Raw genomic sequence first — 14127 nt, 5'->3', positions numbered from 1 at the left:
GGGCTGACTGATGGGCCACGGGATCCTGTTTGATGCCTTTATCTATCTCTCTGCAGCCGTTATCGCGGTGCCGCTGGCCAAGCGCTGGGGGCTGGGTTCGGTGCTCGGCTACCTGCTGGCGGGGATCATCATAGGCCCCTTCCTGCTGGGGCTGGTGGGGGAGCAGAAGGATGTGATGCACTTCGCCGAGTTTGGCGTGGTGCTGATGCTGTTTCTGGTCGGTCTTGAATTGCGTCCGGCCCTCTTGTGGCAGTTGAAGGGGCCGATCCTCGGCACCGGCGGCCTGCAGGTGCTGCTCACCACGGCGGCACTGACAGGCGTGGCGCACCTGATCGGTCTGCCGCTGCAACAGGGGTTGGCCATCGGCCTCATTCTGGCGCTCTCCTCCACCGCCATCGTTCTGCAGAGCCTGCAGGAGCGCAAGCTGATGCAGAGCGAGAGCGGTCGCTCCGCCTTTGCGGTGCTGCTGTTTCAGGATATTGCGGTCATTCCGATCCTGGCGATCCTGCCGCTGCTGGCCATGGCGCCGGTCGCTAGCAGTGGTGGCTCCGAGTTGGCGGGTTGGCAACATGGTCTGCTGGTGGTCGCGGCCATCTCCGGCATCGTGCTGGGTGGCCACTATCTGATGCGGCCGGTGTTTCGTGCCATCGCCCAGTCCCATATGCGGGAGATCTTCGTCGCCGCCGCCCTGCTGCTGGTGATCGCCATCGCGGTGCTGATGGAGTCGGTGGGGCTCTCGCCCGCTCTCGGCTCCTTCCTCGCCGGTGTGGTGCTGGCCGACAGCGAATATCGCCATGAGCTGGAGGCCGACATTGAGCCGTTCAAGGGCTTGCTGCTCGGCCTGTTCTTTATGTCGGTGGGGGCGGGGATCGACTTCGGGCTGTTTGCCGAACACCCTTTCCTGATACCCACTCTGGTGGTTGGCCTGATGGTGCTTAAATGGCTGGTGTTGATGGCACTCGGCTTCATCATCCGCATCTCGCCGAGCCAGCGTTGGACCTTCGCACTGGCGTTGGCGCAGGGGGGCGAGTTTGCCTTCGTGCTCTTCTCGTTTGCCGCCCAGAACCGGGTGCTGCCCGGTGAGACCATCTCGCTGCTGACGCTGGTAGTAGCACTCTCCATGGCGCTCACCCTGCTGCTGCTGATCCTCAATGATCGGGTGATCCAGCCCTGGTTCGATTACCGTAACCAGAGCGACGCGCCGCAGCATGAGCAGCCGGAGCTGGTGGAGCATCCGGTGATCATTGCGGGCTTCGGCCGCTTCGGTCAGATCGTGGGGCGTCTGCTGCATGGTCACGGCATCGGCACCACCATCCTCGAGCAGGATGCCAGCCAGATAGAGACCCTGCGCAAGTATGGCTATCAGGTCTTCTATGGCGATGCCAGCCGGATCGACCTGCTCCATGCTGCCGGGGCGCACAAGGCGAAGCTGCTGGTGCTCTCCATCAACGATCCGGCTACCTCGCTGGCGGTGATCGAGATGGTGCAGAAGCACTTCCCGCACCTGAAGATCCTGGCGCGAGCGCTGGATCGACCCCATGCCCACGAGATCCTGCGCCACGGGGTCGAGAGCGTTCACCGGGAAACCCTGGGCTCTGCGGTCGATCTGGGGGTGGAAGCCCTGACCCAGCTCGGTTTTCGGGCCAACCAGGCCTGGCGGGCGGGGCAGACCTTCAAGCAGCACGATAACTGGCTGTTGCGCGAGCAGGTCAACTATCTGGACGACGAACACACTTATATCAACAAGAGCCTGCAATACCGGGAGATCCTCTCCGATCTGTTGCAAGACGACGAGGAGGGGCAGGAGCGTATCCATGCCCACAACTGGAACAGCGGGCTACCCGACGACGACAAGGAAGCAAAATGATTGCCTATTATCCCATGTTCAAACACCTGCATATGACGCTGGCGCTGGTCAGTCTGCTGCTCTTTATCTATCGCTGGAGTCTGGCGCTGGCCGGCAGCGATCGGTTGCAGCAGAAGTGGCTGAAGATCCTGCCGCATATCAACGACACCTTCCTGCTGCTGTTTGGTGTGTTGCTGGCGGTGGCCTTGCAGTTGAGCCCGGGTCAACAACCCTGGCTGATGGCCAAGCTGATGGCACTGGTACTCTATATCGGTCTGGGTGTCATGGCGCTCAAGCGCCCGGCCCGCGGTCAGAAGCTGGTGGCCGGTGTGGCAGCGCTGGCGGTATTTGGCTACATGGTCGGTGCGGCCATCACCAAGTCAGCCTGGTCGTGGCTGATGTGAGCAAAAGGGGAGAGCTATGCTCTCCTCTGAAATCATATTCTGCGATGAATTAATTAATCGGAGTTTTATGCTAACAATAAATCGCAACATAGAACTTTCATTTGAGGGATTTTTGGCTAATTTTAGCCTCTAGCGGCTCCTTTTTTGAGTTCATTGTCTTTGAAAATCAATTGGTTAATGTGTTTTGTATGAAAATGGCGACAGTTGTCGCAGCAAAACTTGCGACATAGACTGTCGCAAGTCACGACTAGCATACAGTCAACGCTAAACCAGTGAAGGCAAGCACCATGAGCAAGAAGCTGTTACGACAACTGACCTTGGCGCGTTGCATCCCGCACCGCCCTTACAAGCTGACCGCCAGCCAACTCCAGGTAAAACTGGAAGAGGAAGGCATCCACGTCAGTCTGCGTACCGTGCAACGGGACCTGGAGGAGATGTCCGGCATGGGACTGTTCGACCTCACCTCGGACGAACGCAGCAAACCCCATGGCTGGTGCTTCGAGCGCCACGGCCTCAACGACTTTGCCAATATCATGCCGCTCTCGCTGGCGGTGGCCCTGAAAACCTGGAGTGATCAGGCGAGCCAACTGTTGCCGGCGAGTGTACTGACCGAATTGAACCCGCTGGTCGACAAAGCGAGCCAGGTGATCCGCGACAGTCAGAGTGAACTGGCCGAACGCTGGCTGGAGAGTGTCCACCAGTCACCGCGTCCGTTTGCCGGCAACCCGGAGATCCGCCGCAGCACCCTGATCCGCGATGCGCTCTGGCGTGGTCGCAAGTTCAGTGCCGAGATCCAGCGCGTGATCAAAGAGCGCACCGTGTGGCTCTGCTACGACCGTATCAACCCGCTCGGCATTCTCAATCAGCCGGACGGTCCGATCCTGCTCTGCACTCTGTCCGAGCTGGATCCCAAGGTCTACGGCATTCCGTTTGACCATATCAAGAACGTGGAGCTGACCAACTTCAGCGCCACCCAGCCGAAGGATTTCAATATCCAGAAGCTGATCCGCGATCAGGGCTATCAGGATGTGAGCGGCCCGATCCGCTTCGTCGGCCGGATCGATGCCAACAGCCAGTCGCTGGTGGATAACCAGATCCCCGGCAATAATCCGCGCATGACCCGCTATGACAAGCGCAGTGTGGTGGTGGAGACAGAAGTGCAGGACACCCCGGAGTTTCGCAGCTGGTTGAACAACATCGGCGGTGAACTGGAAGTGCTGGCACCGGAATCGCTGCGCAAGGCCTATCTCAATCCGGCCAACCGCTTGAGCTGATTAAAAGATTGGAATGTTGAAGAGTCGAGCCTGGTCTCGGCTCTTTTTTTTGCGGTTTTTTTAAGCATATTTATTCAACTAATTTTTAAGTCTTAACGTCAGGATTGAACCGTTTTCCTGCCCCGTTTTTGGGGGCGAAACCCGTGTAAGAGATCTGCCATAGCGACTGTAAGAGGCTGGCGCTTTGAGCCGTACGCGAAGCCATGCCAGAATGATCGAACTTTCCTGTGAAACTAAATAAATGGCTGATATTAAAGGATTAGTTTTTAAGTTCGTATTTTTGGATGGGAGCTGCATCGGATCTTTATCATTGGATGGCCCTTGTTCGGGGGGCGCATTTCCTTAGTATGGGTCTCACAAGGACGGAGCTGGTCCGGCAGGATGCAGGGCAGCGCATAAAGATGGAATAGTCCGCAGGATGTGGACAAGGGACACCTCAGGATGAGCTCGATAATCAGGATGATTATCGTCACGGATGAATAAAGGAACACCGCGGGATGCGGCAGGACACTCTCGGGATGGGAGCAGAACGAACGGAACCTCGTTCTTCAGGATGAACAGGACCTCGCCGGATGCGAGAGGAATACTTCAGGATGAAGTGAGATAACCCGGATGGTTATCTGTCAGGAAGACGCAAGGAACCCCACAGGACGTGGTAATGGACACCTCCAGGATGGAGACAGGGAAGCAGTTCAGGATGAATTGCCAGGCCAGGAACGCCGCAGGACACGCCAACGGATTGGAAAGGGGATATTCCAAAGGATTAGGATAACGTCAGGGATTGCAGGGAGCATTGCAGTTCTACGGACAGGACGACACGACTCTAGGGGACGGCTACCGCCGTCCCCTTTTCTTTTATGGTTTGTCCGAGAGATTGCCGCGCTGGGCGGCGTTGACGATCTCTTGCAGGCGCTGACGAATGTCGACCATGCCAAACACGCCAAATATCAGCACAGTGACAAATTCGGCCTTGGTGACAGCGAAGTAGCGTTTGCAAGCTGCCTTGATCATGCTGGCCTGCAGCCAGTGCAGCAGGGCGACGATGACGCCGCAGACCGGCAGAAAGCCGTTGAGTTTGCCGGGCAGCGGGGCAATCAGGCTCACCAGTACACCAAACCAGAAGAACAGTATCAGCCCCATCGCCAACAGATTAAAGACCCGCTTCATTGTTTACCTCCCGTAGATAGAGTTGATAACAGACCTGACCTGCCTGCTTGTCCTTGAGTAGTTGCCAACTGGCGGGCAGCGCCAGATCGGCCATCTCTTTTTCCCGCTCCAGATAGATGAGGGCGTCCGGTGCCAGCCAGCCGCGCTGCTCCAGCAGTTCGCACACCTGCGGCAGCAGCTCGCGGCGAAACGGCGGATCGAGGAACACCAGATCAAACGGCGTGGCCGGGCCTTGCAGCCAGCTCACTGCATCTGACTGGATCACCTGACCCTGACTGCTGCCGAGGGCGGTCAGGTTCTTCTTGATCTGGTCAGCGGCCCCTTTGTCCATCTCGATCAGGGTCACCTGCTCGGCATAGCGCGACAGCGCCTCCAGCCCGAGTCCGCCGCTACCGGCAAACAGATCCAGGCAGCGGGTGCCGCGAATGTGGGGGGCCAGCCAGTTGAAGATGGTCTCCTTGACGCGATCCGTGGTGGGTCTGAGCCCCTCCACATCCTTGACCGGCAATTTGCGGCCTCGCCACTGGCCGCTGATGATTCTTACAAAGCCCGATTTTCCTTGCGGGGCGGGACTCTTGCTCGGGTTGCTACGGCTGGATTTCACTCTGGGCATCGCGTTTCATCGTCAGAAAATAAAGTGGTAGTATAAGGCGGTTCATTTTTATGCCGACCCGCCAAGGGACGGCTATCTTAGCAGTCAGCCTTTGATGTGAGTATTTTTAGATGGCAAAAGGTTTGTTTTCCTGGCTGGGTTTCGGCCGCAAGAAAGAAGAGGCTGAGGCTGTCCAACCACAGACACCCCAAGCCACCCCCGTTACCGTTGAGCCCGAGGTCACTGCTACCCCCGCTCCCGTTTCCGATACCACTGTTTCCGATAGTACGCTGGCCGTTGCCCCCGAAGTGCCTGCCAGCGCACAGAATTCCGTTTTGCAAGATGATTGCTGCCTGCCGACCGAGCTGGACGATCACGGCCCGCTGGTGGTGGAGGAGTGCGCCTCCGATCTGGAGCCGGTGATCGTCAACGAAACGCTGATCGCCGAAGAGGAGCGTGCCGCTGAAGCCGCTCGCACTGCCGCAGAGGCGCAAGCCGCTGAGGTCAAGGCAGCCGAAGAGGCTCGTATTGCTGCCGAAGCTCGTGCTGCGGAAGAGGCTCGTATTGCTGCCGAGGCTCGCGCCGCGGAAGAATCTCGCATTGCCGCCGAAGCTCGCGCTGCGGAAGAGGCTCACATTGCCGCCGAAGCCCGCGCTGCAGAAGATGCTCGTATCGCTGCCGAAGCCCGTGCTGCGGAAAAGGCTCGCATTGCCGCCGAAGTTCGCGCCGCGGAAGAATCTCGCATTGCCGCCGAAGCCCGCGCCGCGGAAGAGGCGCGTATTGCTGCCGAAGCTCGCGCCGCGGAAGAAGCTCGTATTGCCGCCGAAGCCCGCGCTGCGGAAGAGGCTCGTATCGCTGCCGAAGTCCGCGCCGCGGAGGAGGCTCGCATTGCCGCCGAAGCTCAGGCTGCGGAAGAAGCCCGTATCGCCAAAGAGGCTCAGCGAGCGGAAGATATGCGCCTGGTCGCCGCGATGGAGGCTGAGGCCGCCGCCCTGGCCGCTCTGCCGCTGGCCGCCAAGGTGGACGACGACACTCAGGACAAACCGCAGCGGGAGGGCTTCTTTGCTCGCCTCAAGCGCAGTCTGGTGCGCACCAAGGAGAATATCGGCTCCGGTTTCTTCGGCCTGTTCCGTGGCAAGAAGATCGACGACGAGCTGTTTGAAGAGCTGGAAACCCAGTTGCTGACCGCCGATCTCGGCGTCGACACCACCACCCGTATCATCGAGGGGTTGGTGCAGCACGCGGATCGCAAGCAGCTCAAGGATGCCGAGGCGCTCTACGGCCTGCTCAAGCAGGACATGGGCGAGATGCTGGCCAAGGTGGAGCAGCCGCTGGTGATCGACACCAGCAAGAAGCCTTATGTGATCCTGATGGTCGGCGTGAACGGCGTCGGCAAGACTACCACCATCGGCAAGCTGGCCAAGCAGTTCCAGGCTGAAGGCAAGAGCGTGATGCTGGCAGCGGGTGACACCTTCCGTGCCGCTGCGGTCGAACAACTGCAGGTGTGGGGTCAGCGCAACAACATTCCGGTGATTGCCCAGCATACCGGTGCTGACTCCGCTTCCGTCATTTATGACGCCATCGAGGCTGCCCGCTCCCGAGGGGCTGACGTGCTGATCGCCGACACCGCCGGCCGCCTGCAGAACAAGAGCAACCTGATGGAAGAGCTCAAGAAGGTGGTGCGGGTGATGAAGAAGCTGGACGATGCGGCGCCCCACGAGATCATGCTGACGCTGGACGCCGGCACCGGCCAGAATGCCCTGAGCCAGGCCAAGCTGTTCAGCGAGGCGGTTGGCCTGACCGGCATCACCCTCACCAAGCTGGATGGCACGGCCAAGGGCGGCGTCATCTTCGCGGTGGCCGACAAGTTCCAGATCCCGATCCGCTACATCGGGGTGGGCGAGGGGATCGACGATCTGCGTCCCTTCGTTGCCAACGACTTCATCGAGGCGCTCTTCAGCCGCGATGAATAAGTCCGGCCGTGATGAGTCAGCTCAGCCGTGATGAGTAAGTGTTCCATGCCCCGACTCCGGTCGGGGTTTGTCAATTTCAGGGAACCGTTATGATTCGTTTTGACAAGGTCAGCAAGGTATACAGCGGCGGCCATCAGGCGCTGCAAAAGGTCAGCTTTCACCTGCGCAAGGGAGAGATGGCCTTTCTGACCGGGCACTCGGGGGCGGGCAAGAGTACCCTCCTGAAACTGATCAGCGTGATGGAGCGCCCGACCGATGGTCGTGTCTTCTTTCATGGCGATGATGTCAGCCATATCCAGCGCAGCCAGATCCCCTATGTTCGTCGTCAGATCGGGATGATCTTTCAGGATCACCGGCTGTTGATGGACAGAACCGTGTTCGACAACGTGGCGCTGCCGCTGGTGATCGATGGTTACAGCCATGCGGACATCAACAAGCGCGTGGCTGCGGCGCTGGACAAGGTGGGACTGCTCGGCAAGGAGCGTTACCAGCCGCGCATGCTCTCCGGTGGTGAACAGCAGCGGGTCGGCATCGCCCGCGCCATCGTCAACAAGCCGCCGCTGCTGCTGGCGGATGAACCGACCGGCAACCTGGATCCCCAGCTCTCCATGGACATCATGCGGCTATTTCAGGAGTTCAACAATTTTGGGGTCTCGGTACTGATTGCCACCCACGATCTGGGGCTGATCGCCCGCATGCGCTATCGCACCCTGACCCTCAAGGCGGGCCGCATGTATTCGGCCGGGGAGGAGCTCTGATGGCTATCGTTCGTCATAAACAACCGCCGCTGCGCCGTCTGATGATGTACGGGGTTGACCATGTGCGGCAGGCGTTTGCCAGTCTCGGGGAGCTGTGGCGCAATCCGCTCGCCTCCCTGATGACGCTGGCGGTGCTCGGCGTCAGCTTGGCACTGCCATCCTGCTTCCACGTGCTGCTGAAAAACGCCGAGGTGGTGGAGGGGAGCTGGCAGAGCAGTTCCCAGATCTCCCTTTACCTGCGCAAGGATCTGCCGGAGCAGAGCATTCTTGATCTGCAGCACCGGATCCTGCTCTATCCCGAGGTGGATTCGGTCACCTACCTGAGTCGTGACGATGCGTTGCGGGAGTTTCGCGAAATCTCCGGCTTTGGTGATGCTCTCGATTATCTGGACAGCAACCCGCTGCCGCCTGTGCTGAGCGTCATTCCGGATCCACGCTGGCAAAACCCGGAAGGGGCCGCCGAGCTGCTCAGCAAGCTCAACAACGAGGTGGGGGTCGAACAGGGCAAACTGGATCTGCAGTGGCTGACTCGGCTGCAGGGGATCATGAACCTGCTGCGCCACACCATTACCGGTATCGCGGTGCTGCTGCTCTCCGCCGTGTTGCTGATCGTCGGCAATACCCTGCGTCTCAACATCCTCAACCAGCGTTCCGAGATTGAAGTGCTCAAGCTGGTGGGGGCGACCGATTCCTTTATTCATCGTCCTTTCCTCTATACCGGTATCTGGTTCGGGGTCATCGGCGGCATGCTGGCCTGGTGGCTGACCGAAGTGATGGTGATCTGGAGCGAAGGGGTGGTGAAGGAGCTGGCGGGCTTGTATAACAGTAACTTCCGGCTGGTTGGCATGGGGGCGGTAGACGGGATCAATCTGATCTTGCTGGGCGCCCTGCTGGGGCTGATTGCCTCCTGGTTCTCGGTCCATCGCCACATTCGCGACATCGAACCATCCTGATTACTTTATCATCAAAGTAAATCGCTGGATTTTGAGAGGCGGATCAAGTAAAAGAGGGGCCGTTTCTGGCTTGGCCCCCATAGTCAGAGTATTCTGAATAACAATGATCTTCCGGATCTTCGCTAGATCCAGTGAACCTTCTGATTTATAAGCAGTCTATTAAAGCTGAAGCATTTATACGGGTGTGGCCCCTCTGCCTTGCTCGTCAGACTTGGCAAGCATGTGAAGGTTGCGAGCTCCGCAACAATGGACTTAGCATGCTACTTTTCGGGGGTCCTTCATTGTGACCCCCTTTTTTTGACTGTTCATTCATGATTCATCCTGCAGGCTTAAGATAAGCCGGTCTAAAACTGGGCATGTTCTTTGATACACGCCGCAGAATGGCATCCGGTCAGTAGACAGACCCTCTCAGGGTGTTAGACTGATTCGATTGAAAAGTAAGAGGTAACAGATGGGAACTTCATTGCAGCGCACTATGGCTCTGATTCCGCAAGGTAGTCTGGAAGGCTATATCCAGGCAGTAAACTCTATTCCTGTGCTGAGCGCAGAGGAAGAGCGTGAACTGGCTGAGCGTTTGCAGCAGGATGGCGATCTCGAGGCTGCTCGTCAGCTGGTTATGTCGCATCTGCGCTTTGTCGTTCATGTCGCCAAGAGTTATGCCGGTTACGGTCTGCCTCAGGCCGATCTGGTTCAGGAAGGCAACATCGGCCTGATGAAGGCGGTCAAGCGCTTCGACCCGACGGTCGGCGTGCGTCTGGTCTCCTTTGCCGTGCACTGGATCAAGGCCGAAATTCACGAATATGTCCTGCGCAACTGGCGCATGGTCAAGGTGGCGACCACCAAGGCCCAGCGCAAGCTCTTCTTCAACCTGCGCAAATCCAAAAAGCGTCTGGGCTGGCTGAACCACGAAGAGGTTCAGGCCGTGGCGGCCGATCTCGGCGTCTCCGCAAGCGATGTGACCGAGATGGAAGCGCGGATGGCCAACTACGATCAGGCGTTCGATCTGGTGGGTGATGATGAAGAAGAGGGCGGTTTCGCTCCGGTTCACTATCTGGAGGACAAATCCTCCGATCTGGCCGCGACCATCGAGAATGACAACTGGGACGATCACGCGACCCGTCGCCTGAGCTCGGCCCTCGCCACCCTGGATGAGCGCAGCCAACACATCATCCGCGCCCGCTGGCTCGATGATGACAGCAAGACCACTCTGCAGGAGCTGGCCGATACCTACGGCGTCTCTGCCGAGCGTGTGCGTCAGCTTGAGAAAAACGCACTCAAGAAGCTGAAAGATGCCATGGAAGCCTGATGCTTCCTCTCATAAAAACAGGGCCTGATGGCCCTGTTTTTGTTTCGCAAGGATCTGGTCGGCCTTGCTTTGGTTACCCTTGAGTGTGTTATGTTGCCGCCACTGCCACATTAGGGAGAGCAGAAGTGAAACTGTTGAACGACCTGTTTACCAACAACCGTGAGTGGGCCGAACGGATCAAAGCCGAAGATCCCAATTTCTTTGCCACTCTTTCTGCCCAGCAGGCCCCCGAATACCTCTGGATCGGTTGTTCCGACAGCCGGGTCCCTGCCAACCAACTGATGGGGTTGCTGCCGGGGGACGTCTTCGTCCACCGCAACGTCGCCAATCTGGTGGTACATACCGATTTCAACTGCCTCTCCGTGCTGCAATACGCGGTAGAAGTGCTCAAGGTGAAGCACATCATCGTCTGCGGTCACTATGGCTGCGGCGGCGTCAAGGCCGCGATGCAGAATCAGGAGCTGGGTCTCATCGACAACTGGCTGCGCAACATCAAGGATGTCTACTTCAAATATGGTGAAGAGCTCGAGGCCATCGAGGATGAACATGAGCGCTTCGACTATCTGTGCGAGCTGAACGTGGCCGAGCAGGTTGCCAACGTCTGCCACACCACCATCATCCAGAACGCCTGGCGCAAGGGGCAGGAGCTGGCCGTCCACGGCTGGATCTACGGGATCAAGGATGGCTTGCTGCATGATCTCGATCTCTGCATCAGCGGGCCGGATCAGATCCCCGATGTCTATCGCGCCTGGCCGGACATGCGTCCGCCCCACCGTCGGCGCTAGGGAGCTTCATGGTGGTGCCAGCCCTCTATCTGCAGATCAAGCAGCATATTCTGGACGGGATCCGCGAACGCCACTATCAGGCGGGGGACAGGATCCCGACCGAAGCGGCCCTGTGCGAGCAGTTCACCGTGAGCCGGATGACGGTCAACCGTGCGTTGCGGGAACTGGTGGCGGAAGGGTGGTTGGTGCGTACCGCCGGTTCCGGTAGCTTCGTGGCGGACAGGCGCACCGAGTCACCGCTGCTGGCTATTCGCAATATTGCCGACGAGATCGCCGAGCGTGGCGGTGAGTACAGCGCCCGGGTGATCCGGCTGCAGCGACTGGCCGCTGACGAGAAGGTGGCGGTACAACTGGGGCTGCGGGTGGGCGCCCCCATCTTTCACAGCCTGATCGTCCATCAGGCCGATGGGGAGCCGTTGCAATTGGAGGAGCGCTTCGTCGATGCCGGGCGCCTGCCTGGCTATGGCGAGCAGGATTTTACCCAACAGACCCCCAACCGCTATCTGATGGATGTCTGCCCCCTCTCCGAGATGGAGCACGTGGTGGAAGCTGTGTTGCCCAGCGCCGGTGAGGCGGGATTGTTGCAGATCCGCGTAGATTCCCCCTGTCTGTTGTTGCACCGGCGTACCTGGTCGGAGGGGCATCTGGTCTCCTACGCCCGTTTGCTCTCCCCCGGTTCCCGCTACAAGCTCAGCTCCAAGACTCAGCTGGAGTGAATGTCTATACAACTCGATTTTGCAAAGCCCACCTCCTGGTGGGCTTTTTTGTGCTTAAACTCTAAGTTTGATGCTGTTATCAGGATGTGAACTTCGCTCTTTCTTTCGTCATAGAGATCGACTATAAGAATATGTATATACATTTGAGGTCGCTATGAACAAGGAACTGTTGAACTGCGAGCGGGTCTGGCTCAACGTGATACCCGCCACCCTGAATGATGAGCTAGCCGACTACGGCCTGCTGCCGCTCCACGCCATCGGCGTGAAGGATGGCAAGATCCACGCGCTGGTGCCGATGGCCGAACTGAAGGGGCCCCATCCTGCTCACTGGCAGGATATGCAGGGCAAGCTGGTCACTCCCGGCCTTATCGATTGTCACACCCATCTGGTCTTCGCCGGCAGCCGTGCCGAAGAGTTCGAGCTGCGTCAGCAGGGAGTGCCCTATGCCGAGATAGCCCGTCGGGGCGGTGGCATCATCAGCACGGTGCGTGCCACCCGTGCCGCCAACGAAGAGCAGCTCTTTAAGCTGGCGTTGCCGAGGGTCAAATCCCTGATCCGCGAAGGGGTCACCACGGTGGAGATCAAGTCCGGCTATGGCCTGACGCTGGATGACGAACTCAAGATGCTGCGGGTGGCCCGCCGACTGGGAGAGGCGTTGCCGATCCGGGTCAAGACCACTCTGCTGGCGGCCCATGCGGTGCCGCCGGAGTATCGCGACGATCCCGACAGCTGGGTCGAGACCATCTGTCAGGAGATCATTCCGGCCGCCGCCGAGGCGGGTTTGGCCGATGCGGTAGATGTCTTCTGCGAGCACATCGGCTTTTCGCTGGCCCAGACCGAGCAGGTCTATCTGGCGGCGGATCAATACGGCCTGCCGGTGAAAGGGCATATGGATCAGCTCTCCAACCTCGGTGGCAGCACGCTGGCCGCCCACTTTGGCGCCCTCTCGGTGGATCATCTGGAGTATCTGGATCCGGAAGGGATCCTGGCGTTGGCCCACCGTGGCGTGGTCGCCACCCTGCTGCCCACCGCCTTCTACTTCCTCAAAGAGACCAAGCTGCCGCCGGTCGCCGCGCTGCGCAAGGCGGGGGTAGGGATGGCGGTCTCCTCCGATATCAACCCGGGTACCGCGCCCATCGTCTCGCTGCGGATGGCGATGAACATGGCCTGTACCCTGTTTGGCCTGACCCCGCTGGAGGCCATGGTCGGGGTGACCCGTCACGCCGCTAAAGCGCTCGGCGAGCAGGATCGCCTTGGCCAGCTCAAGGCGGGCATGGCGGCCGATTTTCTGATCTGGCACTGCGCCCATCCGGCCGAGCTGAGCTACATGGTCGGCGTCGATCAGCTGGCAGGCCGCATCTTCAACGGCGAGGAGACCCTCCATGGATAAGTTCAACCCGGTCGATATGTCGCTCTGGCAGGGACGACAGGATCCGGAAGATGGCGAACTGGCCCTGCGTTGGCACGACAAGGTGCAGCCCTGGGCCGCCGGGGCACAAGAAGCAGCTGGTGTAGTGCTGCTCGGTTTTGCCTGCGATGAAGGGGTTCGCCGCAACAAGGGGCGCATTGGTGCTGCCGGTGCGCCGCTGGCGGTGCGCAAGCTGCTGGCCAACACTGCCTGGCATCTAAATCGACCCGTCTACGATGGTGGGGATGTGAGTTGCCCCGACGGCGATCTCGACGCCGCCCACGGCCATCTGGCCGAGCGGGTCGCCGCTGCGCTTGATCTGGGCCACTTCCCGATGGTGCTGGGGGGCGGTCACGAGGTGGCCTTCGGCAGCTGGAGCGGCCTTAACCGTCATCTGGGTGGCAGTGGCAAGGTCGGCATTATCAACCTCGATGCTCACTTTGACCTGCGCATGAAGCAGGAGCAGGCCAGCTCCGGCACCCCCTTCTTCCAGATCGCCGAGCAGTGCGCCGCTCAGGGCACACCGTTTCGCTACGCCTGCCTCGGGGTGGCCGAGACCGCCAATACCCAGGCGCTGTTTGCACGGGCCGACGAGTTGGGGGTCTGGTATGTGAAAGATGAAGCCATGAGCGAGCGTGCTCTGCCCACCTTGCTAAGCGGGCTGGATGCCTTTATCGCCGATTGTGATCACCTCTATCTGACCATCGATCTCGACGTGCTGCCGGCGGCCGTGATGCCGGGAGTGAGCGCCCCCGCCGCCCGCGGCGTGGAGCTGGCGGTGATCGAACCGCTCATTGCCCATATCCGGGCCAGCGGCAAGCTGAGGCTCGCTGATCTGGCCGAGTACAACCCGACGCTGGATCAGGATAACCGCAGTGCCCGCGTGGCCGCGCGACTGGTTCATCTGTTGACCCGTTAACCCTTTGGCCGCCCGTCTCCAAAGGC

13 protein-coding genes are annotated in these 14127 nt (G+C 59.6%); 11 read left to right on the top strand and 2 right to left on the bottom strand.

From position 1 onward, the window contains the following. Positions 1-10: 10 nt before the first annotated feature. From AB5Y67_RS13075 to AB5Y67_RS13065, 3 genes are all read left to right on the top strand, one after another. A complete protein-coding gene (locus AB5Y67_RS13075) occupies positions 11-1867 on the top strand; it encodes a monovalent cation:proton antiporter-2 (CPA2) family protein (protein ID WP_368207830.1) in 1857 nt (618 codons plus the stop codon). Then, positions 1864-2250 (top strand): SirB2 family protein, encoded by a 387-nt coding sequence (locus AB5Y67_RS13070; RefSeq protein WP_111900333.1) that lies wholly within the window; start codon positions 1864-1866, stop codon positions 2248-2250. The genes AB5Y67_RS13075 and AB5Y67_RS13070 overlap by 4 nt, the downstream gene beginning before the upstream one ends. 287 nt (positions 2251-2537) lie before the next feature. After that, positions 2538-3524 carry a YafY family protein gene (locus tag AB5Y67_RS13065; protein ID WP_005339987.1) on the top strand — a complete coding sequence of 329 codons (987 nt, stop codon included), beginning with the start codon at positions 2538-2540 and terminating at the stop codon, positions 3522-3524. Positions 3525-4379: 855 nt separating this feature from the next. On the opposite strand, the gene AB5Y67_RS13060 is transcribed toward AB5Y67_RS13065, so the two are convergent. Both AB5Y67_RS13060 and rsmD read right to left on the bottom strand, forming a co-directional pair. Further along, positions 4380-4691, bottom strand: coding sequence for a DUF1145 domain-containing protein (locus AB5Y67_RS13060; RefSeq protein WP_005342853.1), 312 nt, complete (start codon positions 4689-4691; stop codon positions 4380-4382). Beyond that, entirely contained in the window at positions 4675-5304 is a 630-nt protein-coding gene (gene rsmD, locus AB5Y67_RS13055) for a 16S rRNA (guanine(966)-N(2))-methyltransferase RsmD (RefSeq protein ID WP_042081417.1), read from the bottom strand. Before rsmD ends, AB5Y67_RS13060 begins: the two co-directional genes overlap by 17 nt. Positions 5305-5414: 110 nt before the next feature. Between rsmD and ftsY the strand changes: the two genes are divergently transcribed. The 8 genes from ftsY to hutG all read left to right on the top strand — a co-directional run bounded on the left by ftsY (position 5415) and on the right by hutG (position 14101). Further along, positions 5415-7256: a signal recognition particle-docking protein FtsY gene (gene ftsY / locus AB5Y67_RS13050; protein ID WP_368207829.1), complete on the top strand. Its 1842-nt coding sequence runs from the start codon at positions 5415-5417 to the stop codon at positions 7254-7256. An 89-nt stretch (positions 7257-7345) separates the two neighbouring features. Beyond that, entirely contained in the window at positions 7346-8014 is a 669-nt protein-coding gene (ftsE, locus tag AB5Y67_RS13045; RefSeq protein WP_005339995.1) for a cell division ATP-binding protein FtsE, read from the top strand. Continuing rightward, positions 8014-8967 (top strand): permease-like cell division protein FtsX, encoded by a 954-nt coding sequence (gene ftsX / locus AB5Y67_RS13040; protein WP_005339996.1) that lies wholly within the window; start codon positions 8014-8016, stop codon positions 8965-8967. The genes ftsE and ftsX overlap by 1 nt, the downstream gene beginning before the upstream one ends. A gap of 451 nt (positions 8968-9418) precedes the next feature. Further along, positions 9419-10273: an RNA polymerase sigma factor RpoH gene (rpoH, locus tag AB5Y67_RS13035; protein WP_033137699.1), complete on the top strand. Its 855-nt coding sequence runs from the start codon at positions 9419-9421 to the stop codon at positions 10271-10273. Positions 10274-10398: 125 nt separating this feature from the next. After that, positions 10399-11058, top strand: a complete 660-nt coding sequence (can, locus tag AB5Y67_RS13030; protein ID WP_042076162.1) for a carbonate dehydratase — start codon at positions 10399-10401, stop codon at positions 11056-11058. Between the two features lie 11 nt (positions 11059-11069). Then, a complete protein-coding gene (gene hutC, locus AB5Y67_RS13025) occupies positions 11070-11774 on the top strand; it encodes a histidine utilization repressor (protein WP_041236096.1) in 705 nt (234 codons plus the stop codon). A gap of 154 nt (positions 11775-11928) precedes the next feature. Next, a complete protein-coding gene (gene hutI, locus AB5Y67_RS13020) occupies positions 11929-13164 on the top strand; it encodes an imidazolonepropionase (RefSeq protein ID WP_064338913.1) in 1236 nt (411 codons plus the stop codon). Then, positions 13157-14101, top strand: a complete 945-nt coding sequence (gene hutG, locus AB5Y67_RS13015) for a formimidoylglutamase (RefSeq protein WP_199428531.1) — start codon at positions 13157-13159, stop codon at positions 14099-14101. The genes hutI and hutG overlap by 8 nt, the downstream gene beginning before the upstream one ends. Positions 14102-14127: the final 26 nt, after the last annotated feature.

The sequence above is a fragment of the Aeromonas sp. s12 genome (assembly GCF_040907925.1).
GTDB classification, from domain to species: domain Bacteria; phylum Pseudomonadota; class Gammaproteobacteria; order Enterobacterales; family Aeromonadaceae; genus Aeromonas; species Aeromonas veronii.
Note: the sequence above shows the minus strand (reverse complement) of the source record. Positions and strands in the feature narration are given on the sequence as shown.